22 protein-coding genes are annotated in these 21,668 nt (G+C 36.3%); 19 read left to right on the top strand and 3 right to left on the bottom strand.

Annotated elements, in window-relative coordinates:
• The first annotated feature begins 20 nt into the window (after nt 1–20).
• Nucleotides 21–161, top strand: coding sequence for a phosphonate ABC transporter permease (locus tag AC3WVA_RS27280; RefSeq protein WP_098346132.1), 141 nt, complete (start codon nt 21–23; stop codon nt 159–161).
• A gap of 491 nt (nt 162–652) precedes the next feature.
• Entirely contained in the window at nt 653–2,035 is a 1,383-nt protein-coding gene (locus tag AC3WVA_RS27275) for an amino acid permease (RefSeq protein ID WP_141539678.1), read from the top strand.
• A gap of 72 nt (nt 2,036–2,107) precedes the next feature.
• Here the strand turns inward: AC3WVA_RS27275 and gerSC are convergent, their stop codons facing one another.
• The 3 genes from gerSC to AC3WVA_RS27260 are packed head-to-tail and all read right to left on the bottom strand — an operon-like array spanning nt 2,108 to nt 5,877.
• On the bottom strand, nt 2,108–3,244 hold the full coding sequence (gene gerSC, locus AC3WVA_RS27270; RefSeq protein ID WP_098521421.1) for a spore germination protein GerSC: 1,137 nt from the start codon (nt 3,242–3,244) through the stop codon (nt 2,108–2,110).
• Nucleotides 3,245–4,342, bottom strand: a complete 1,098-nt coding sequence (locus tag AC3WVA_RS27265) for an endospore germination permease (protein WP_098521420.1) — start codon at nt 4,340–4,342, stop codon at nt 3,245–3,247.
• Nucleotides 4,339–5,877, bottom strand: coding sequence for a spore germination protein (locus AC3WVA_RS27260; RefSeq protein ID WP_098880511.1), 1,539 nt, complete (start codon nt 5,875–5,877; stop codon nt 4,339–4,341). Before AC3WVA_RS27260 ends, AC3WVA_RS27265 begins: the two co-directional genes overlap by 4 nt.
• Nucleotides 5,878–6,173: 296 nt before the next feature.
• On the opposite strand from AC3WVA_RS27260, the gene fdhF reads away from it, so the two are divergent.
• The 17 genes from fdhF (at nt 6,174) to AC3WVA_RS27175 (ending at nt 21,620) form a co-directional block, all read left to right on the top strand.
• A complete protein-coding gene (fdhF, locus tag AC3WVA_RS27255) occupies nt 6,174–9,113 on the top strand; it encodes a formate dehydrogenase subunit alpha (protein WP_098880512.1) in 2,940 nt (979 codons plus the stop codon).
• A gap of 12 nt (nt 9,114–9,125) precedes the next feature.
• On the top strand, nt 9,126–9,608 hold the full coding sequence (locus tag AC3WVA_RS27250; protein WP_000729897.1) for a helical membrane plugin domain-containing protein: 483 nt from the start codon (nt 9,126–9,128) through the stop codon (nt 9,606–9,608).
• Nucleotides 9,609–9,723: 115 nt separating this feature from the next.
• Complete coding sequence (locus tag AC3WVA_RS27245) at nt 9,724–10,068, top strand: Na-translocating system protein MpsC family protein (RefSeq protein WP_000039582.1); 345 nt, start codon at nt 9,724–9,726, stop codon at nt 10,066–10,068.
• A gap of 16 nt (nt 10,069–10,084) precedes the next feature.
• Nucleotides 10,085–10,882: a formate dehydrogenase accessory sulfurtransferase FdhD gene (fdhD, locus tag AC3WVA_RS27240; protein WP_098346127.1), complete on the top strand. Its 798-nt coding sequence runs from the start codon at nt 10,085–10,087 to the stop codon at nt 10,880–10,882.
• Between the two features lie 20 nt (nt 10,883–10,902).
• Nucleotides 10,903–11,919 carry a GTP 3',8-cyclase MoaA gene (gene moaA, locus AC3WVA_RS27235; RefSeq protein WP_098346126.1) on the top strand — a complete coding sequence of 339 codons (1,017 nt, stop codon included), beginning with the start codon at nt 10,903–10,905 and terminating at the stop codon, nt 11,917–11,919.
• Between the two features lie 200 nt (nt 11,920–12,119).
• Nucleotides 12,120–12,899, top strand: a complete 780-nt coding sequence (locus AC3WVA_RS27230) for a formate channel (protein ID WP_098346124.1) — start codon at nt 12,120–12,122, stop codon at nt 12,897–12,899.
• Nucleotides 12,900–12,923: 24 nt separating this feature from the next.
• The gene (locus AC3WVA_RS27225; protein ID WP_098346123.1) at nt 12,924–13,940 is read left to right on the top strand and encodes a molybdopterin-synthase adenylyltransferase MoeB; all 1,017 of its coding nucleotides are present in this window, start codon (nt 12,924–12,926) and stop codon (nt 13,938–13,940) included.
• 18 nt (nt 13,941–13,958) lie between these two features.
• Complete coding sequence (gene moeA, locus AC3WVA_RS27220; protein ID WP_098346122.1) at nt 13,959–15,266, top strand: molybdopterin molybdotransferase MoeA; 1,308 nt, start codon at nt 13,959–13,961, stop codon at nt 15,264–15,266.
• Nucleotides 15,247–15,711 carry a molybdopterin synthase catalytic subunit MoaE gene (gene moaE, locus AC3WVA_RS27215; RefSeq protein WP_098346121.1) on the top strand — a complete coding sequence of 155 codons (465 nt, stop codon included), beginning with the start codon at nt 15,247–15,249 and terminating at the stop codon, nt 15,709–15,711. The genes moeA and moaE overlap by 20 nt, the downstream gene beginning before the upstream one ends.
• 4 nt (nt 15,712–15,715) lie before the next feature.
• The gene (gene moaD, locus AC3WVA_RS27210) at nt 15,716–15,952 is read left to right on the top strand and encodes a molybdopterin converting factor subunit 1 (protein WP_098346120.1); all 237 of its coding nucleotides are present in this window, start codon (nt 15,716–15,718) and stop codon (nt 15,950–15,952) included.
• Between the two features lie 60 nt (nt 15,953–16,012).
• Nucleotides 16,013–17,062: a P-loop NTPase gene (locus tag AC3WVA_RS27205; RefSeq protein ID WP_071757682.1), complete on the top strand. Its 1,050-nt coding sequence runs from the start codon at nt 16,013–16,015 to the stop codon at nt 17,060–17,062.
• Between the two features lie 14 nt (nt 17,063–17,076).
• Nucleotides 17,077–17,301: a group-specific protein gene (locus tag AC3WVA_RS27200; RefSeq protein WP_098346119.1), complete on the top strand. Its 225-nt coding sequence runs from the start codon at nt 17,077–17,079 to the stop codon at nt 17,299–17,301.
• Between the two features lie 42 nt (nt 17,302–17,343).
• Nucleotides 17,344–17,742, top strand: a complete 399-nt coding sequence (locus AC3WVA_RS27195; protein ID WP_098346118.1) for a hypothetical protein — start codon at nt 17,344–17,346, stop codon at nt 17,740–17,742.
• A gap of 138 nt (nt 17,743–17,880) precedes the next feature.
• Entirely contained in the window at nt 17,881–18,129 is a 249-nt protein-coding gene (locus AC3WVA_RS27190; protein WP_016086864.1) for a DUF1294 domain-containing protein, read from the top strand.
• Between the two features lie 91 nt (nt 18,130–18,220).
• The gene (gene rarD, locus AC3WVA_RS27185) at nt 18,221–19,162 is read left to right on the top strand and encodes an EamA family transporter RarD (RefSeq protein WP_098346117.1); all 942 of its coding nucleotides are present in this window, start codon (nt 18,221–18,223) and stop codon (nt 19,160–19,162) included.
• 79 nt (nt 19,163–19,241) lie between these two features.
• Complete coding sequence (locus AC3WVA_RS27180; protein ID WP_048527641.1) at nt 19,242–19,667, top strand: divergent PAP2 family protein; 426 nt, start codon at nt 19,242–19,244, stop codon at nt 19,665–19,667.
• Nucleotides 19,668–19,766: 99 nt separating this feature from the next.
• Nucleotides 19,767–21,620, top strand: a complete 1,854-nt coding sequence (locus AC3WVA_RS27175) for a terpene cyclase/mutase family protein (RefSeq protein WP_098880513.1) — start codon at nt 19,767–19,769, stop codon at nt 21,618–21,620.
• The last annotated feature ends 48 nt before the right edge of the window (nt 21,621–21,668 follow it).

Genomic DNA, 21,668 nt, shown 5'->3' with positions numbered 1-21,668 from the left:
TTTAGAAAAGAGGGATTCCGATGCCGTTTTTAGGAAGTGTATATCAAATATTTGGATTGTATCCAGAAATTTATTATGGAATGATTTCAGCTGAGCTACAAGAAGAGGCTCAGAAGGAACATCTTGAAAATAATAGTGCAGAAACTGAAGTGGAAGAATAAAAAAAGTGCAGATGAAAATCTGCACTTTTTATTTGCTTTAAAATGGTTCTATACCCTTAACTGAATTGTTATTTAAAAATAACAATTCAGTTAAGGGTATGATGATATTTCTTGAATTTTATATAATTGAAAATGTATAAAATTCAATATAAAAAATGCATATAAATATAAAGATGAGAAAGAACAATGTTTTCAAGAAAATAATTATGTTTAAAAATAACATTTGATACATAATTAACCGTTATCATACAATTAATTATATTGTTGACAATATAATTAATTGTATGATAAATTCAATCAGCATTCTTAGTAGTGTGTTGCTGGATTACTTGTTTTAAAATTTAATACAGTTTAAAAAGATTTATTTTTCAGTCTTTTATTGAATTATTAAGTTTATGGGGAGTGAATCATGTATATTTTTATTTTCTAAACAGAACAGTAATAAAGAATGTAACAAGTAAGAGATAAACTTGAAAAAGAGGTTTCAAAGAATGAGTCTTTTCATAAAGAAAGCAATGGATGAAGAAAAGAAAAAAGTATTGAATCAAACTTTAGGAGCGATTGATTTAACTCTTTTAGGTATTGGAGCAATTATTGGTACAGGTATTTTCGTATTAACTGGTATTGTAGCAGCGAAACATGCTGGTCCGGCGATTGTATTATCTTTTGTATTAGCGGCAATTATATGTGCATGTGTAGCTTTCTGTTATGCTGAATTTGCTTCTACAGTTCCAGTTTCGGGAAGTGTATATTCATATACATATATGACACTAGGTGAGATTTTTGCATTTATAGTCGGTTGGTGCGTTATGTTGGAGTACTTATTAGCGACTTCTGCGGTTGCAGCAGGATGGTCAGCGTATTTTCAGTCATTGTTACTAGGGTTTAATATTCACATTCCTACAATCTTTGCTTCGGCACCTGGTATGGGAAAGGGTGGAATTATTGATTTGCCAGCAGTTCTTATTATTTTAGTTGTTACATTTTTATTAAGCCGTGGTGCAAAAGAAAGTGCACGAATTAATAATATAATGGTTATTATTAAACTGGCTGTTATTGTAGGATTTATTGTTGTAGGGACACAATATGTAAGACCAGAGAATTGGCAACCATTTCTACCGTTTGGTTTTCACGGTGTGGTAGGGGGCGCTGCTACTGTATTTTTTGCTTTTTTAGGATTTGATGCAGTTGCAACAGCCGCAGAGGAAGTGAAGCGTCCACAACGTAACGTGCCAATTGGGCTACTTGTTTCCTTGTTCATTTGTACCGTTCTATATGTAGGTGTTTCATTCGTGCTAACTGGAATGGTTCCGTTTACGGAATTAAATGTTGCTGATCCGGTTGCATATGCGTTGCGCACTGTAGGAGAAGATAGAATTGCTGGGTTGTTATCGGTGGGAGCGATAGCAGGGCTAACAACAGTTCTGTTAGTAGCTATGTTTGCATTTGTTCGTGTATCTTACTCGATGAGTCGAGATGGACTGTTACCAAAAAGACTTTCAAGTGTCCATAAACGTTTACAAACTCCATTTTTTAATACGTGGGTTACAGGTATACTAGCAGCTTTATTAGCAGGATTAGTGGATTTGAATTTATTAGCTAATTTAGTGAATATGGGAACGATAACAGCATTTGTTTTTGTATCTATAGCTGTTATTGTATTAAGAAAGACACATCCTAATATGAAAAGGCCATTCCGTGCGCCCCTAGTACCTTTTTTACCAATCGTTTCAATAGTAAGTTGTATATATTTAGCTTTGAACCTCTCTCAGGTTACTATAATTAGTTTTGTAGCATGGGTAATAATAGGTATAGTTATATATTTTGTATATGCTAAAAAACACAGTAATGTTAGAAATGGAAATAGAGTATAGTCCATTGAAATAATAATTGTAATGTAAATGAAAACACGCTACTTATAAGAACAGGTAGCGTGTTTTTTTTTGCTATTTAATAATCCCGTTTTCTAAAATTTTAATAGTAGGAGTTACTTTTACATTAGCTTTTGAAAAGGCACTCGGCCAATCATCTTCGACTTGTTTCCATTCTTTATATTGAAACGCTCTCGCATAATCACCAAATCCGAATGGATCAAGTTGCTGTTTTTGAATGTTGTGGATTAAATCGTTCAAATCTTTGTTTAGTTGTTTTGTAATAAGAGAAGTTAATTTCTTTCTATCTTTGTCTATATTCATATTGAATGTAAGTTCAGAGACAGCAATTTTCAAATCCATTTTAACATGAAATTTGAAGTGGTTATCGCTATAATCTGTATGGATATCACGATTCATGCTAAGAACATTTATTGTTACGAAATCGCCGCCATCGGTATCTTTTAAATCACTATTACTTTCAACTGAAGTAGAAGGGATTTTCAATGTAAGCGAAACCGGTGTATTCGCTTTCTTTTGTAACAAAAGAAGAAGGGCGCTTTCATAACGATTTAATGACATTTTATAAATTCCGCGAGAAGTTAATAGCGCGGAACCAGTAACGATAACATCCTTTTTACCTTTTTTTATTTCTGAAATAGCAGGTGTTATACCTTTATTAAACGTTTGCCTGTGAAATTCATGGAATGTAGTAAAAACGGTCCGATTGTACAGTTTGTTCGTATTAATTAAATCTGTTAAATACTCGGGAAGGGCAGGCTTATCTTTAAAGTTATTATATATAACTGAAGAAATTGGACCGTCTACTGCAACCATGCGCATGTTTCCAGTGTTTTTAGGATCACGATACCAAACATCAAGGTAAGGCATAGCCCCTTCTTGTTTTAAAAAATTTGTGCTAAATAAAATGAGCTGTAACTTTTCTGTAGATACTAAACCGCCACTTGAACTATTAAACGTTGCTTTTGCTTCTCGAGGTGTACGTACTTTCGCTTCATGTGTTTCGTACTTTTTTTCTACGTCTTCATTAAAAATAGGATTTACGTGGTACACAATTAATTTTCCTTTTGCTTTTGCATCAAAGCCGTAAATTAATGAAATCGATTGTTTTTCTAAGTCGAGTCGATCTCCACAGCCTGTTAAAAAGGTTATGAGAAAGTAAAGTATAGTGAAATGAATAAAGCGCCTCATTTAAACTCTTCTCCTTTTCCAATGCTGATAAAGTGTCATGTATAAGAGAAATACGACCGGGAATAGAAAAACGATAAAATAACTTGCAGTTCCCCAAAATTCTCGCAACGCACTTATTTGGTAAGAGGAAGGGATATAAAAGAATAAGATGAAAATACACCCGAATAATAAAACATAAATAGGTAATGAACTGCTTTTTTTGTTAAGTAATTGATTAATTCCATCTGAAGCAGTGAAAATATAAGGAATACAGGAATCAAAAATAATAAAGAGATAAAATGACAAAAAGATAATTTCAAATCGCTCAAGAAATGAGAAGTGAAATGGTGTAACAAGAGAAAGAGTCGGCCATAAAAACTTTGTTATACCATCTGGACTAAAATAAACAAAAGAGACAAACGTGACTTGAAGATAAATAAATAGCGTAATCAAATTCGCAAGAACAATTCCTTTTTTTGCAGATGATTTATTACTGAGATAAGGATAAAGGACAAATGCAAACTCAAATCCGAGAAAAGCAATGATAGTTGATTTTACTGTGTTTAAAACTGGTATCCAGCCTTCTTTAAGAAGAGGAAGAAGATAAATCCAATGCCCATCTTTAAGCGGAATAAACAATAGAAAAGGCATCCATAGTGTGAAAAATACAGTGAAAACAGCATAGCGACTTATAATAAGAACGCCTTTACATGCTAGCATTAACATTGGAATAGATAGTAAAATCATAATTAAAAACATTGGAGTTCTAGGTAAAATCCAAATGTGAATAACGTATAAGAGGGAAAAAATTAAGGAAATAGCTGCAAGAACAGCATATAAAATCCAAAAAATCATTCCTACTCTTCCTAACCATTTTCCAAGATAAAGAGTTAGCACATCAAGTAAATGGTAACCAGGATGCTTCTCCATGATTTTTACAATACATAGATTGACTAAAGTAGTGATAGCGCATCCTATAATAATAGACATCCAGCCATCTGTATTCGCCCCTTGTGCCACTTCACGTGGCAGTGTAAGTACACCGAATCCTACTTGAACACCACTAATCGTTAAAATGTATTGAAATAAACTGATCTCCCTCTTTACACGCTTTGTCACTTATCTTCCTCCTTTTCTTCTATATCCGGTTGTCGATTTTCTTGTTTTAAGTTAAGGGATAGTGGTCGTTTCTTCATTAGTTTCCATGGCAAACGCACAAGAACGTCTTTTAAATCCGTAGCAAATGATGGAGAAAAAGGACTACCGTAAGGAACACCAAGTGATTCCATAGAAAGAATATGGATGATGATAACTGACATTCCAACCATAATTCCAATGACTCCGAATAAAGAAGCGATTATCATCATTGGAAAGCGAAGAATCCGAACTCCTGCTGACATTTCCAGATTGGGAATGATAAAAGAAGCGACTGCGGTAATAGATACGACGATAACCATAACATTACTTACGATTCCTGCTTGAACTGCAGCTTGTCCAATGACAATCCCTCCTACGACGCCAATTGTTTGTCCGACGGGACCGGGAAGTCGAACTGCAGCTTCGCGTAGCATTTCAAGTACTAATTCCATCAAAAGTGCTTCTAATATAGGCGGAAAAGGAATTTTGGCTCGAGATTCTCCAATTGTTAACAATAATTTAAGTGGAATTACTTCATAATGAAAGGAAATCATAGCAATATAAAGAGCAGGAGCAAATATTGCAATAAATAGCCCAGTGAAACGAAGGAGTCGTATAAAAGATGGAATCATAGGTCTGAAGCTATAATCATCTATCGTCTGAAAAAAGGATGAAAAGGTCATAGGTCCTATTAATACGCCTGGTGAGCGATCTACAACAACGGCAATTCGCCCATCAAGAATATGATGTGCTGTTGTGTCAGGGCGTTCAGTTATTGATAATTGCGGAAAGAGAGTAAAGGAATTATCTTCAACAAACCCCTCTAATTCACCAGTAGTAAGAATCGCATCAACTTTTACTGACTCGATACGGGATGCCATTTCTTTTACGACATTTTCGTTCGCAACATCTGCTAGATAAAGCAAAAAAACCTTTGAAGTAGCTCGTTCACCAACAGTGAATTCCTTCACTTTTAATTCGCGATTTGGAATATATCGACGAATAAGTGCAAGGCTGTCGCTCGCTACTTCATTAAATCCTTCGTGTGAGCTTTTTATGGAAGTTTCTGTTGTAGGTTCTTCAATACTTCTTTTTGGTGCCGATTGCGTATCTAGTTCTAACGCTGTAGGTTGTCCATTTATGAATAAAATGCTTTTACCATGTAAAAGGGACTGTTCAATGTCTGACCACTGCTGAACTTTTTTTACATTTCCGATTGTAACGGAAGATTCCCAAAAATCGTCCTCATTCCACTGTTTAAATAGGAGGGGGCGAAGAATATCAATGTTAATAACAGTTTTATCTACAAGTCCTTCCATATATATAAGAGCGGCTTCTTTTCCGTTTTTTAACGGAAAAGTGCGTGTAATTAATTCTGGAATACCGCTAAACAGTTTGGACAAGTGTTTTAAATTAAGGGAAAGAGAAGAAGAGATAGATTTATTTAATAAGTGATCAGCTTGCTCTTGTGCAGAAAAAGACTTTTCACCACGTATCCATTTATTAAAAGACCCCATTTATTTGCTTACTCCTTGTCATGTATTATATGGGTTATTATGGATAGTTCCATGCTGACATATGCGTAGTTTAAATTTTATATTGTATATTTCCATCTTTAACGCTATAATTATAGTGTTAAAGATGGAATCTTGATATGACCTGTTATGAATCTATCGTTTTATTTATGAATAAATGGATTGGTATTTTAGCAAGATGTGCTAATAAACTACTCCACCATGATAATAACGTGCCGAAATGTGGTGCGTATATTTTCGTGGTGGAGTTTTTTTATTCTCAAAAAGGGGGAAAGACCATGAATAACAACATGGTTCATATTACAATTGACGGAAAAAAGTATACAGCGGAGCCCGGTTCAACGATATTGGGTGTTATAAATGAGAACGGGATTGAACATCCGCAAATTTGTTACGTGCCAGAAGTAGATCCTATTCAAACATGTGACACATGTATTGTAGAAGTTGACGGAAAGTTAATGCGCTCTTGTTCGGCAGTGGTGACAGAAGGTATGAACATTGAATGTAATTCTGCTCGTGCAAAAGAAGCACAAACTGAGGCGATGGATCGATTACTAGAAAATCATTTATTATACTGTACAGTATGTGACAACAACAATGGGAACTGTAAACTGCATAATACAGCAGAATTAATGGAGATTGAACATCAAAAATATCCTTATGAACCGAAAGTAGATGTAAGTGAAGTTGATATGACGCATCCGTTTTATCGCTATGACCCGAATCAATGTATCGCATGCGGTCAATGCGTTGAGGTGTGTCAAAACTTACAAGTAAATGAAACGTTATCAATAGACTGGGAAGCGGAACGCCCACGAGTTATTTGGGATGAAGGAGTAAATATTAATGACTCTTCCTGCGTGAGCTGCGGTCAATGTGTAACCATTTGCCCTTGTAACGCTTTAATGGAGAAAACAATGCTTGGTGAAGCTGGATTTATGACGGGATTAAAACCAGATATTCTTGAACCGATGGTAGATTTAATTAAAGAAGTTGAGCCTGGATATAGCGGTATTTTTGCGGTATCAGAAGTGGAAGCGGCCATGCGTGATACTCGTACGAAGAAGACGAAAACAGTATGTACATTTTGTGGTGTAGGTTGTTCATTTGAAGTGTGGACGAAAGGGCGTAAAATCCTTAAAGTACAGCCTTCTTCGGATGCGCCAGTTAACGCAATTTCTACTTGTGTAAAAGGAAAGTTCGGTTGGGATTTCGTAAATTCTAAAGAAAGAATTACAAAACCTTTAATTCGTAAAAATGGATCGTTTGTTGAATCTACATGGGAAGAAGCATTACATGTAGTTGCAAGTAAATTAGGATCGATTAAAGAAGAGTACGGTAAAGATGCTATCGGTTTTATTTCTTCATCAAAAATTACGAATGAAGACAATTATGTGATTCAAAAATTAGCCCGACAAGTATTTGAAACGAATAATATTGATAACTGCTCACGTTATTGTCAATCGCCAGCGACAGACGGATTATTCCGTACAATTGGTATGGGCGGAGATGCTGGAACGATTAAAGACATCGCACAATCTGGTCTTGTTATCATTGTAGGTTGTAATCCGACAGAAGGTCATCCTGTTTTAGCTACACATATTAAACGTGCGCATAAATTACACGGACAAAAATTAATTGTCGCTGATCTTCGTAAAACAGAAATGGCAGAGCGTTCAGACGTCTTTGTTAGTCCAAAACAAGGAACAGATCAAGTATGGTTAATGGCTGTTACGAAATATATGATCGATCAAGGTTGGCATGATCAGGAATTTATTAATGAGAATGTAAACTTCTTTGAAGATTTCAAAGAGAGCCTAGAAGAATATACACTTGAATATGCAGAAGAAGTAACAGGTATTTCAAAAGAAACACTTATTCAAATGGCTGAAATGATTCGTGATGCAGATGGTACATGTATCCTTTGGGGTATGGGGGTAACGCAAAATACAGGTGGTTCTGATACTTCCGCTGCAATTTCAAACTTACTTCTTGCAACAGGGAACTATCGTCGTCCAGGAGCAGGTGCATACCCACTTCGAGGTCACAATAACGTACAAGGTGCTTGTGATATGGGTACTTTACCAGGATGGCTTCCTGGATATCAACATGTTACTAACGATATGGAACGTGCGAAATTTGAAATGGCTTACGGAGTGAAAATTGATAGTGAACCAGGTCTTAATAATATTGAAATGCTTCACGCAATTGACGAAGGAAAAATGAAAGCAATGTATCTTGTCGGAGAAGATATGGCTCTTGTAGATTCTAATGCAAATCATGTACATGAAGTGTTATCTAGCCTTGATTTCTTCGTTGTGCAAGATGTTTTCCTTTCTAAAACTGCTCAATATGCAGATGTTGTATTACCAGCAGCGCCATCTCTTGAGAAAGAAGGTACTTTCACAAATACAGAGCGCCGTGTCCAAAGATTATATCAAGTTCTTCCTACGCTAGGAGACGCGAAACCAGACTGGTGGATCGTCCAGGAAGTTGCGAATAAACTAGGTGCAAACTGGAATTATAGCCACCCAAGTGAAATCTTTGCTGAAATGGCAAGTTTATCACCATTGTTCTCGCAAGCGAGCTATGAAGTGCTTGAAGGGTGGAACAGTTTCCATTGGGGAAGTTTTGATGGAACGAATACACCACTTCTGTTCCAAGATGGATTTAACTTCCCAGATAAAAAAGCTCGTTTTGCGATTGCTGACTGGGTACGTCCAGCTGAATTTCCAGCCGAGTTTGACCTCCACATTAACAACGGTCGTATGCTTGAGCATTTCCATGAAGGGAATATGACAAATAAATCAACAGGTATTCAAACGAAAGTACCTGGTGTTTTCGTTGAAATCTCTCCAGACCTTGCAAAAGAACGTGGCGTAAAAACAGGTTCGTTAGTTCGTCTTGTCTCTCCTTTTGGAGCATTAAAATTACGTGCACTCGTTACAGATCGTGTAAAAGCGAATGAGTTATATTTACCGATGAACTCTACAGATAACGAAACAGCAATTAATTTCTTAACAGGTCCTGCTGTGGATGTACGTACGAATACACCTGCGTATAAACAAACGAAAGTACGTATGGAAGTGTTAGAAGTTGATGGCGAAAATCCGATGCCAAAAGCGAACCCACGCAATAAAAAACGTCACCCTCAAGCTGGCATTGAGGTACATCGTAAGTGGGCACGTCCAGAGTATGTGCATTTAACGGATAAGTAGGAGGAGAAAACTATGGCTGCACCTATAAAAATGATTCAAAAACAAGAATTAACTGAGGAAGAAATAAAACAGCAAAAGTTAGATGATTTAAAAGAGCTTCTAACTAATAATGAGGAAGCTCTAAATCAGATGTTTAATATAGTAGGGGAATTAAATGACATTGGAATGCTAGAAGCTGCAAATTCAATGCTAAAAGCGAAAGAACCAATTGCGAAAATTGTTCTAGGTCAAGTAACTCGTGAGCCTGTTACAAATTTAATTAATAATATGATGGGCGCTGCAGGTGCGTTAACTGAACTTGACCCAGAACTTACGAAAAAGCTTATAGGCAGTTTATTAGTCGGACTAGAAGAAGGTAATGAACATCTAGAAAGTAATAAAAAAGTAGGGGTATTCGATCTTATGAAAGTATTGAAAGACCCAGATATTAACCGTGCTATCGGGTTTGGGCTTCATTTCTTAAAAGGTATGGGGAAAGGGTTAAAAGACGAATAAACTTCATGAAGTGAACCTTTCCGCCCAAATATTTGTACGAAATAGTTTGGGCGGAAGGCTCATTTTGGTAAAATATATAATAAAGTAAAATGAGGCTTTTGGGAGGTATAATTGTATGTCAAAAAAAGTACATGAATTTAATGATATGATACGAAAACTTCGAAAGGAACTTTTTGGAAAAGGACCAGAACGAATTCATACTGTTTTTGCGGAAAATATGGCTATAGCGACTCTTTATGGAAACTTAACACCTACTGAAAAATTTATTTCAAGTACGATGGACGGTGCGGAAATGGTTCATATGGCTAGAACGAAAATGATTCAAGAAGTGTATGCTGCGAATTCCCGTGAACATTTGGAGGAACTTGTTGGAGCGAAATTAGTGAATTTGTTTTCAGATATGAAAGTAGAAGAAGATATTGCAGTTTCGGTATTTGTTTTTGATAAAAATATAACGTGAGAGAAGGATACTGATCGTGAAGCCGATACAGGTAGAAAGAGAAATCTTTCGTTATGAACAAGGGGCGTTTAAACATATAGAGGACAGCATTGTAACAGAGTTTCCAGTCACGGTTAAAATGAACGGACAGGAGTTTGTTACAATGGTTAGTACTCCAGAATATATAGAAGATATGGTAATAGGCTTTTTAGCATCTGAAGGAATCATTCGGAAATATGAAGATATTGATGACATATGGGTACAAGAGAAAGAAGGATTTGTACATGTCACGACGACAAAAGTGAATCCGTATTACGAACAAATGCAAAATAAACGTTATATTACGTCGTGTTGTGGTATGAGTAGACAAGGTTTTGTTTTTGCAAATGATGCCCTAAGCGCGAAAAAGATGAATGGTGTCCATGTGCAGGTTGCTGCAGAAGATTGTTTTCGGTTAATGAAAGAAATGCAGCAATCCGCAGAGACATTTCGTCATACAGGAGGCGTGCATAATGCGTCTTTGTGTGACGTGAATGGTATTATGTTAAGCCGAATGGATATCGGTAGACATAATGCGTTAGATAAAATTTACGGTTATTGTTTAAAAAATAATATTTCTATAAAAGATAAAATCATAGTTTTTAGTGGTCGTATTTCTTCGGAAATATTATTGAAAGTTGCAAAGATTGGTTGTGAAATTATACTTTCAAAATCAGCTCCAACTGAGTTGGCTTTGCAGCTAGCAGAAGAATTAGGTATTACTACGATAGGGTTTATTCGGAATCAATCTTTAAATGTATATACGCATCCAGAGCGTGTTTTAAATATAAAATAAGTAAAAGCGAGGCAATAAATATGAAATCTGTCACATTAGACAAACTACAACGTCCTTTAAAGGATTTACGTATTTCTGTTACTGATCGCTGTAATTTTCGCTGTCGTTATTGTATGCCAGAAGAAATATTTGGTCCTGATTATTCGTTTTTGTCTAATAATAAAATTTTATCTTTTGATGAGATTGAAAGGATAACACGTATTTTTGTTTCTTTAGGTGTAAGAAAGTTACGGATTACGGGCGGAGAACCGTTACTTCGAAGAGGTCTTCCGCAGCTTATTGAGCGCCTTAGTAAAATAGATGGTGTGGAGGATATCGGTTTAACAACCAATGGATCGTTACTTAAAAAGTTTGCTCCTGATTTATATAAGGCGGGTTTATCACGTGTGACAGTTAGTTTAGATTCCTTAGAAGAAGACCGTTTTTTCTATTTGAATGGTAATAGAAGCAAAGTGCAAAGGGTACTAGAAGGAATACAGGCTGCAGCTGAAGTTGGTATGAAAATTAAAATAAACATGGTCGTTCAAAAGGGGAAAAACGAACAGGACATTTTGCAGATGGCACAATACTTTAAGGAAAATAAGCATATTCTTCGTTTTATTGAGTATATGGATGTTGGGAATTATAACGGTTGGGAATTAAAAGAGGTCGTCTCGAAACAAGAAATAGTAGATGCCATTCATCAAGTTATGCCATTAGAACGGATTGAAGCGAATTATGCAGGTGAAGTTGCGACTCGCTATCGTTATATTGGAAGTGATGAAGAGATAGGTATTATTTCATCAGTAACAGATTCCTTCTGTTCCTCATGTACGAGAGCCCGTATTTCTGCAGAAGGAAAATTATATACTTGTTTGTTTGCCTCTAAAGGAAATGATTTGAGAGAACTACTTCGATCTGGGTACACTGACGAGGAAATAACAAATATCGTACGTGATATATGGAACAACCGAGAAGATCGTTATTCAGATGAACGCTTAAATAATACAAGTGAAAAAAGAGTACCTAAAATTGAAATGTCACATATTGGTGGTTGATATATAAGAGTAAAGCTATGATGAATTATATACAAAATGGAAAATGTGCAACGTTTGTAGATTTTCTATTTTATAGTAAAAGTGATGATTGATATCTCTGTAAAAGATGTGCAGAGAAATTAAGCAGCATTCAAAAACCTTTATTTTGTGGAGGTTTTTTGAAGCTGCTTTTTTATTTGGAGAAAATGGAGGAATTAGTAATGGCATTTCATAAACCGGAACAAATTGCTGAGCTTGTAATTGAGGCCGGTGTTCAAAAAGTAAGTCAGACGTTGCCAGCAATGCTTATTCTCGGTTTTTTAGGAGGAGCGTTTATTTCGTTAGGTTTTCTGCTTAACATTCGCGTTTTAGGTAATTTACCTGAACGCTGGGGTAGTTTAGTCAATGTTTTAGGAGGAGCGGTTTTTCCTGTTGGATTAATGCTCGTCGTATTAGCAGGAGGAGAATTGATTACGGGAAATATGATGTCACTGTCTATGGCACTATATGCAAAGAAAATTACATTAGTAAGTGTACTAAATAACTGGGTTTGGATTACTTTCATGAATTTCGTGGGAGCTATTTTTGTTGCGTATTGTTTCGGTCATCTTGGCGGATTAACAGAGGGAGATTATTTAAATAAAACGGTAGCGATAGCAGAAGGGAAATTACATGAATCGTTTGGAAGAACTTTAATTTTAGCAATTGGTTGTAATTGGCTCGTTTGTTTGGCGCTTTGGCTCGCTTATGGGACGAGTGATTTTGTCGGGAAAATAATCGGAATTTGGATTCCCATTATGGCATTTGTAGTGATTGGATTTCAGCAAGTAGTAGCAAATATGTTTGTCATCTCAGCAGTTATTTTTGCAGGTCATCTGACGTGGGTGGATCTTGCTAGAAATTTTGTTCCTGTCTTTATAGGAAATGTAATTGGAGGAGCTGGATTTGTTGGATTTGCTTACTTTGCTTGTTATCAAAAACAATATTCCAATATGAAATAGAGTTCGTGAGAGGAAGGATATGTAATGGATGAGCGGTATTCACGACAACAGTTGTTCAAACCAATTGGGAGTAAAGGACAAGAAAAAATTCGTAATAAACATGTGTTAATTGTAGGAGCAGGCGCATTAGGAAGTGCGAGTGCCGAAAGTTTCGTACGTGCAGGTATTGGTAAGTTGACGATTATTGATCGTGATTACGTTGAATGGAGTAATTTACAAAGGCAACAATTGTACTCTGAACAAGATGCCAGAGAGAAAATACCAAAAGCAATTGCTGCTAAAAATCGGCTAGAACAAATTAATTCTGAAGTACACATACATGCTTTCGTAATGGATGCAGTTGCAGAAAATATGGATGACCTATTAAAAAATGTAGATATGATAATTGATGCAACAGATAATTTTGATATTCGATTTGTCATTAATGACTTATCGCAAAAACATAATATCCCGTGGGTATATGGTTCTTGTGTTGGATCGTACGGTATGAGCTATACAATTATTCCGCAAAAGACACCGTGTTTACATTGTGTGCTGAAGAATGTTCCTGTTACAGGTGTGACATGTGATACAGCTGGAATTATTAGTCCGGCTGTCCAAATTGTCGCGGCATATCAAGTGGCGGAAGCAATCAAAATTTTAGTAGAAGATTTCTCGGCAATTAGAAAAACATTTTTCATGTTTGATATATGGAATAATCAAAACCAATTTATAAAACTAGGGAAAATCAAGACTGATGATTGCCCTTCGTGCGGTTTGAATCGAACTTATCCTTATTTATCATACGAAAACCAAACGAAGGTAGCTGTTTTATGCGGAAGAAATACAGTTCAAATTAGGCCAGTAGACAATAGAAAGTACGATTTTGACGACATAGAAAAAGTATTAAAAAAACTAGGGAGAGTAGAGCAGAATCCATATTTACTATCTTGCCAACTAGATGATTACCGCGTCGTTATTTTTCGGGATGGTCGTGTTTTCATTCATGGTACAAATGATATATCGAAAGCGAAACAATTATATTATCGCGTATTCGGTTAATAGAAAGGGTTGTCAACAATGGAAAGAAGAGTGCCAATTACGGTTGAAGAAGCTGTTCGTAAAGTAATGGAATTTGCTAATGAGGGATTAAAGGAGCTATTGCCAATTGAATTAGCCTACGGGCGTATATTAGCAGAGGATTTAGTAGCCGACCATGATGTACCTTCATTCAATCGTTCACCGTATGACGGATTTGCTATTAGGTCAGAAGATACGAATGTAGCAAGTTATGAAACACCAATTGTGTTTGAAGTAATTGGTGAAATTGGTGCAGGATCAATATTCCACGAGAAAGTAGGCCCGTTTCAAGCAGTCCGAATTATGACGGGAGCGCAAATTCCGAATGGGTGTGATGCGGTTGTTATGTTAGAGCTGACTCGTCAATATGAGGAAGCTGGCAACAATTATATGGAAGTGAAGCGATCATTTAAAACGGGCGACAATATTTCTTTTCAAGGTGAAGATGCTCGTAAAGGAACGGTTCTTGCAAAGAAAGGATCATACATTCATCCAGGTATTTCAGCTCTTCTTGCTACGTTCGGCTATAGCGAGGTGCCAGTTGCAAGAAAACCTATAATTGGACTATTAGCGACTGGTAGTGAATTACTGGATGTAAATGATTCACTACAGCCAGGGAAAATCCGAAATAGTAATACGTATATGATACTGTCTCAAATTCGAAGAGCGGGCGGCAGAGTAAAATATTTTGGGAAGTTTAGCGATGATTTTCATACATGTTTCACAGCTGTAAAAGAAGCATTAAGCCAAGTAGATATGCTCATTACAACAGGTGGTGTATCAGTAGGGGATTACGATTATTTGCCAGCTATATATGAAAAATTAGGTGCATCGGTTCTTTTCAATAAAGTTGCAATGCGGCCAGGAAGTGTTACGACTGTAGCACAATTAAATGGCAAGTTATTATTTGGTTTATCAGGAAATCCATCTGCTTGTTACGTAGGATTTGAATTGTTTGTAAGACCTTGTATTCGGACGTATATGTTTAGTGAAAAAGCACATGTAAAAAGAGAAAAAGCGTTGTTAGGAGAAGATTTTTTAAAACCAAATCCATTTACAAGATTTGTGCGAGCAAAACTGACATATAAAGAAGGGCAATTAATTGCTTATCCGTCAGGGTTTGATAAATCTAGTTCGGTTTCTTCATTAGCAGAGACAAATATATTTATTGTACTTCCAGGTGGTACGAGAGGTTATAAAAAAGATATGTTCGTAGATGTTCTCTTGCTGGAAGATAATGAAGGTAGTGAATGGCCTTGGACATTTTATAAAGTGAGAGGTGTTTCTAATGGGACAAGTACTATTTGAAATTATAGATATACCGATTGTAGTTGAAGAAGTAACGAATAAAGTCGCAAGAAGAGAAGCAGGTGCAATTACAACATTTATTGGTACGGTAAGAGAATTAACAAAAGGAAAACGAACGCTACATTTAGAGTACGAAGCATATAAGCCGATGGCAGTAAAACAACTTACAAGAATTGGTGAAGAAATCAATGAAAAGTGGCCGGATGCAAAAGTAGCAATTACGCACCGTGTAGGGCGGCTAGAAATTATGGATATCGCGGTCGTTATTGCAGTTTCATCACCGCATCGGAAAGTAGCTTATGAAGCGAATGAATACGCGATTGAACGTATAAAGAGAATTGTCCCAATTTGGAAAAAAGAATTTTGGGAAGATGGGACGATGTGGATTGGAGATCAACTTGAAAATACAGCATATCCAGAAGGAAAACCGGAGAAGGAAGAATGAGAAAATGATTACAATTTTATTGTTCGCAAATTTGCGTGAGGAAGTCGGATTGGATCAATTAGTCATTTTAGAAAAACAAGAAATGACAGTGCAGCAATTAAAAGAATGGCTCAAAGCAAGCTATTGTTTACAATCGCTTGATAGAGTGATGGTGGCTGTTAATGAAGAATTTGTAACGAATGAAGAGATGATAAAAGCTGGAGATGTAGTCGCATTCATTCCGCCTGTTAGCGGGGGATAATAAGCTTTTTCGCCAAGAAGATGTTGTATATAAATTCGAATACGAGAAGGGATGAGTTTTATGATTACTCAAGAACAAATAATGAGCGCGTTAAAACATGTAGAGGATCCGGAGTTACACAAAAGTATTGTAGAATTAAATATGGTTAGAAATATACAAATGAATGGAACAGAGGTTAAACTTGAAGTAGTGCTAACGATTCAAGGTTGTCCATTAAAGGCAAAAATTCAACAAGATGTGGAAGAATCTCTGCATGCAATTGGTGCATCTAAAGTAGATTTGACATTTGGTTCTATGACACAAGAAGAACGAGCTGCGCTAACAGAGAAGTTAAAGAAAAATAGTAGAACAGAAACTGGTATGCCGAGCATGCTTCGCCTTGATTCAGGGGTACGATTTATTACTGTAACGAGCGGAAAAGGTGGGGTTGGAAAATCAACAGTGACAATTAATCTTGCAACTGCTTTAGCTCGTATGGGCAAAAAAGTGGGGATATTAGATGCAGATATATATGGTTTTAGCATTCCAGCTATGATGGAAACGAATCAAAAGCCAACGATGATTGATCAAACGGCAATTCCAGTCGTTAGTCACGGTGTTAAAATTATGTCGATGGGATTTTTTACGGAAGGAAATAACCCGGTTATGTGGCGCGGGCCGATGTTAAATAAATGGATTCAAAATTTCTTAGCGAATACACACTGGGGAGAATTAGATTATTTACTTCTTGATTTACCACCTGGTACAGGGGATGTTGCTATTGATGTTGCTGCAATGATCCCGCAGGCGCAAGAAATTATCGTTACAACACCACACAATGTAGCTTCATTCGTAGCATCTAGAGTAGGTGTTATGGCAAAACATACGAAACACGAAATTTTAGGTATTGTGGAAAATATGGCTTATTATGAAGAACAAGATGGATCGAAAAATTATCTCTTCGGAAAAGGTGGAGGCGAAATGCTTGCAGAACAATTGCAAACAGAAGTGATCGCGCAAATACCTTTTGCAAAACGAGAAGAAAACAACGGTTCATCTGTATATGATGAAGACTCTCTTGTAGGAGAAGTGTTTACATCGTTAGCGGAGGATATTATTTATAAAGGATAAAGGAGGAATTTTTTATGGCTTGTAATATCGATCATACTATGGAAGATGTAATGAATAAGCTGGAAAGTCAGAAGAGTTTTTTACCGGAAGGGATTTTTACAGGATTGAAAGGATTTTTGCAACGTAATCATTCGCAGGAAATATTAAACGATATCTTTCATCTTTTAAAAAAGTATGACTTAGTTAGTGAAGAAGAACAAGAGACAAGAAATGCACGATTATTGCTGATTATAAAATAAATACACTTTGGTTTTTGTTTTGTAACAGGAGGGGTAAATGTAATGGATATGAAAAAGATGATTGAAACGATAGAAGCAACAAAAGCGACTGAAGAAGAATTATCGATTTCTACTTTACATCAAAAGCTTGTGAAGTTATATAGCCAAAAAAATGTTGTTTATTATACAAAGCTATTAAAATATATTTTATCATTATCCGTGCAACTGAAGCTGAATCTCGTATTGAAATACTTTGGCGTGCGTCCCGTTGTTGCCACCGATGAGCGTATGCAATTTCAAGAGATATTTAAATGTTTAGCTAACAAAGATGAAAATGGCGAATGGTTTCTAAATTTCGTTTCTTTATATGTAGGACTAGTCGTAGTTCTTCATTTTGATGAAAAAGAGATTGAGAGAAGTTTTTTCGATGATATGGTAGTGGGTGAAGGGAATGAAATATAAGATTCTGCTCATAACATCTTTCTGTTTAATTGGCTATATAAATTATGAAGGTAACTAATTAATAAAAAGCGTTCTTCAGTTGTTTCCGTCGTTTTTTCATGTTACCATTAAGCGAATTTTTCATAGGGAGAGAAAGCGATGAAATGGATTTATTTTATTATTATTAATGTTATAGCTTTTAGCCTTATGGGGCTTGATAAACGAAAAGCGAAGAAAAAGCAGTGGAGAACGCCAGAAAGTACGTTGTTTTTATCAGCGGCAGCTGGAGGAGCAGTTGGTGCTTGGATCGGTATGTATATGTTTCACCATAAAACTCATAAAAAGAAATTTGTTTTTGGTATACCATTACTTGTCGTTATAACAGTATGTTTACTTTTTGCTGTATGAGAAATGTCGAAAGAATTGCAGATTGATTATTGGTAAAGTGAGCATGCGGGACCGTATAATGGAGAAAAAAGAGAAGAGGAGAAAAAGGAAGATGGGGAGTCAATCAGCACAGCAAAAAAAAGGGATTATATATGCGGCTGGTGCTTATACGATGTGGGGAATCCTACCACTCTATTGGAAATGGGTTGAGGAAGTTCCAGCAGATGAAATATTAGCACACCGCATCGTTTGGGCGTTCGTTTTTATGTTACTCGTATTAGGTGTTACGAAAAGGTTTCGTCAGTTTATTAGGGAGTTCGTGAATCTTTTTAAACGACCTAAATTATTAATGTCATTAACAATAGCTTCAGTCTTGATTAGCGGAAACTGGTTTGTCTACATATGGGCTGTTAATCATAATCATGTCATTGAAGCAAGTCTTGGCTATTATATTAATCCGCTTATTAGTATTTTACTTGGTACAGTTGTTTTAAAGGAAAAGTTAAACTTTTGGCAATATGTTGCAGTTGGTTTAGCTGGATTAGGGGTTATCATTTTAACAGTACGCTTCGGATCTATTCCGTGGGTCTCTTTATCACTCGCCTTTTCATTTGGATTATACGGATTAACGAAAAAATTGTTAAACTATGATGCGACAATTGGACTTACGATGGAAACGATGTTAGTGACACCGTTTGCGATTATTTATCTAGTAATGACAGGAGTACATGGTTTCGGCTCATTTGGCTCTATTTCCATGTTATCGACGCTACTATTAATAGGAGCGGGTATTGTTACTGCTTTACCACTTTTTTATTTTGCAAAAGGAGCACAACTTATCCCACTTTATATGGTAGGATTTTTACAATATATTGCACCAACGATTAGTTTAATTTTAGGTGTATTCGTATTTGGTGAACATTTCACATCTACTCATATGATTGCATTTTTCTGTATATGGGTTGCATTATTTGTATTCTCGGTAGCGAAAACAAAGTTCTTAGTGCAGAAACAACCGAAATTTATAAAAAATAAATCAGCAAAAGTATCATAATGCGTAGTATTTTCTACGCATTTTTCTTTATACTGATACTATAAAGAATTTCCATTATAGCTAGTAGGGGGCTGAGAACGTGGAAACAATTTTACATAATGATCCGCTTATGGCCGCTGTAATTTCATGGTTTTTAGCACAATTAACGAAAGTAGTCTTTAAATTGGTTAAAACGGGTGAATTTGATTTTGCAAAGTTTTTCGCTTCCGGTGGGATGCCAAGTTCTCATGCTTCAACTGTTACAGCACTCGCGACAGGTGTTGGCGTTGTGGAAGGCGTGGAAAGTTCCATGTTTGCGATTGCTGCTATTTTTGCCATTATTGTTATGTATGACGCCTCAGGAGTAAGGCTTGCGGTAAGTAAACAAGCAAAAATTTTGAATGAGTTTTTTCACGGTAGACAAACAGAGTATAAGAAATTAAATGAACTTGTCGGGCATACACCGTATGAAGTAGTAGTTGGTGCTTTAGTAGGGATAATTGTCGGAGTGGGATATTGTTTATGAGCAGAACATTGTATATGTTCTGCTTTTCTTTGTTTTCATACATATTCAGCTCCTTTTTTGAATATCGTTATACGGATTTCGAAAGGGTGGGTGAGTAAGTTGTTATTATATGAAAAAGTGCATGAAGAAATAGCGAGGCGAACAACGGCCCTTCAAACGATGCAACAGCGAGATGGAACGTGGCGGTTTTGTTTTGAAGGGGCACCATTAACAGATTGCCATATGATTTTTTTATTAAAATTATTAGGTAGAGATAAAGAGATAGAACCGTTTGTAAAAAGGTTAGCATCACTCCAAACAGATGAAGGAACATGGAAATTGTATGAAGATGAAGTTGGAGGGAATTTATCTGCTACAATTCAATCTTATGCGGCCCTGCTAGCATCGAAAAAATATACAAAAGAAGATGCGAATATGACGCGGGCCGAAATGTTTATTAAGGAACGTGGAGGCGTAGCGCGTGCTCATTTTATGACGAAGTTTTTGTTAGCAATTCATGGAGAATATGAATATCCTTCACTCTTTCATTTGCCAACACCAATCATGTTTCTCCAAAATGATTCCCCTCTCAGTATATTTGAATTGAGTAGCTCAGCACGTATTCATTTAATTCCGATGATGCTTTGTTTAAATAAAAGATTTCAAGTAGGGAAAAAGTTATTGCCAAATTTAAATCACATTGCCGGCGGGGGCGGAGAATGGTTTCGGGAGGATCGGTCTCCGTTGTTTCAAACGTTAGTAAGTGATGTAAAGCAAATTATATCGTATCCTCTTTCGTTACATCATAAAGGATATGAGGAAGTTGAACGTTTTATGAAAGAGCGTATTGATGAAAATGGAACGTTATATAGTTACGCAACTGCCTCCTTTTATATGATTTATGCTTTACTCGCGTTAGGTCATTCTCTTCAATCATCAATGATTCAAAAGGCTATAACCGGGATAACATCTTATATATGGAAGATGGAAAGAGGGAATCATTTGCAAAACTCTCCTTCAACTTTATGGGATACGGCATTACTCAGCTATGCGTTACAAGAAGCCCATGTTCCGAAAGATAACAAGATGATTCAACATGCAGCAACATATTTGTTAAAAAAACAACATACAAAAAAAGCTGATTGGAGCGTACATGCACCGGCGCTTAATCCAGGCGGCTGGGGTTTTTCGGATGTGAATACGACAATTCCAGATGTTGATGATACAACAGCTGTGCTAAGAGCGTTGGCGAGAAGTAGAGGAAACGAAAATATAGATAATGCTTGGAAGAAAGGGATTGATTGGGTTAAAGGATTACAAAATAATGATGGTGGCTGGGGAGCATTTGAAAAAGGTGTGACGAGCAATTTATTAGCAAATTTACCAATCGAAAATGCAAGCGATATGATTACAGACCCTTCTACACCAGATATTACAGGGAGAGTGTTAGAGCTTTACGGGACATATGCGCAAAATGAATTGCTTGAAAAACAAAAACAAAGTGCGATAAATTGGTTAATGAATGTACAAGAGAAAAATGGATCCTGGTATGGGAAATGGGGGATTTGTTATATATATGGTACGTGGGCGGTGATGACAGGTTTACGGTCACTCGGAATTCCATCTAGCAATCCATCATTGAAACGAGCGGCTTTATGGCTTGAACATATACAGCATGAAGATGGTGGGTGGGGAGAATCATGCCAAAGTAGTGTGGAGAAAAGATTCGTTACTTTACCATTTAGTACACCATCTCAAACAGCATGGGCGTTAGATGCTCTCATTTCTTACTATGATAAAGAAACACCAACTATTCGAAAAGGTATTTCATATTTGCTTGCGAATCCTTATGTGAATGAAAAATATCCTACTGGAACAGGTTTACCAGGTGGGTTTTATATTCGTTATCATAGCTATGCCCAAATTTATCCGCTACTTACTTTAGCACATTATATAAAAAAATATCGAAAATAAACCGAGAGATGTCTCTCGGTTTATTTTGTTGGGTAGTAGGTCCCTGTT

The sequence above is a fragment of the Bacillus sp. EB106-04-02-XG92 genome (assembly GCF_058791995.1).
This window is presented reverse-complemented; position numbering and strand designations above follow the sequence as displayed.

What these genes read in the sequence shown, in the direction of transcription:
- AC3WVA_RS27280 (WP_098346132.1), top strand. Translation starts at nt 21, where the DNA reads ATGCCGTTTTTAGGAAGTGTATATCAAATATTTGGATTGTATCCAGAA.
- AC3WVA_RS27275 (WP_141539678.1), top strand. Translation starts at nt 653, where the DNA reads ATGAGTCTTTTCATAAAGAAAGCAATGGATGAAGAAAAGAAAAAAGTA.
- gerSC (WP_098521421.1), bottom strand. Translation starts at nt 3,244, where the DNA reads ATGAGGCGCTTTATTCATTTCACTATACTTTACTTTCTCATAACCTTT.
- AC3WVA_RS27260 (WP_098880511.1), bottom strand. Translation starts at nt 5,877, where the DNA reads ATGGGGTCTTTTAATAAATGGATACGTGGTGAAAAGTCTTTTTCTGCA.
- fdhF (WP_098880512.1), top strand. Translation starts at nt 6,174, where the DNA reads ATGAATAACAACATGGTTCATATTACAATTGACGGAAAAAAGTATACA.
- AC3WVA_RS27250 (WP_000729897.1), top strand. Translation starts at nt 9,126, where the DNA reads ATGGCTGCACCTATAAAAATGATTCAAAAACAAGAATTAACTGAGGAA.
- AC3WVA_RS27245 (WP_000039582.1), top strand. Translation starts at nt 9,724, where the DNA reads ATGTCAAAAAAAGTACATGAATTTAATGATATGATACGAAAACTTCGA.
- moaA (WP_098346126.1), top strand. Translation starts at nt 10,903, where the DNA reads ATGAAATCTGTCACATTAGACAAACTACAACGTCCTTTAAAGGATTTA.
- AC3WVA_RS27230 (WP_098346124.1), top strand. Translation starts at nt 12,120, where the DNA reads ATGGCATTTCATAAACCGGAACAAATTGCTGAGCTTGTAATTGAGGCC.
- AC3WVA_RS27225 (WP_098346123.1), top strand. Translation starts at nt 12,924, where the DNA reads ATGGATGAGCGGTATTCACGACAACAGTTGTTCAAACCAATTGGGAGT.
- moeA (WP_098346122.1), top strand. Translation starts at nt 13,959, where the DNA reads ATGGAAAGAAGAGTGCCAATTACGGTTGAAGAAGCTGTTCGTAAAGTA.
- moaE (WP_098346121.1), top strand. Translation starts at nt 15,247, where the DNA reads ATGGGACAAGTACTATTTGAAATTATAGATATACCGATTGTAGTTGAA.
- moaD (WP_098346120.1), top strand. Translation starts at nt 15,716, where the DNA reads ATGATTACAATTTTATTGTTCGCAAATTTGCGTGAGGAAGTCGGATTG.
- AC3WVA_RS27205 (WP_071757682.1), top strand. Translation starts at nt 16,013, where the DNA reads ATGATTACTCAAGAACAAATAATGAGCGCGTTAAAACATGTAGAGGAT.
- AC3WVA_RS27200 (WP_098346119.1), top strand. Translation starts at nt 17,077, where the DNA reads ATGGCTTGTAATATCGATCATACTATGGAAGATGTAATGAATAAGCTG.
- AC3WVA_RS27195 (WP_098346118.1), top strand. Translation starts at nt 17,344, where the DNA reads ATGGATATGAAAAAGATGATTGAAACGATAGAAGCAACAAAAGCGACT.
- AC3WVA_RS27190 (WP_016086864.1), top strand. Translation starts at nt 17,881, where the DNA reads ATGAAATGGATTTATTTTATTATTATTAATGTTATAGCTTTTAGCCTT.
- rarD (WP_098346117.1), top strand. Translation starts at nt 18,221, where the DNA reads ATGGGGAGTCAATCAGCACAGCAAAAAAAAGGGATTATATATGCGGCT.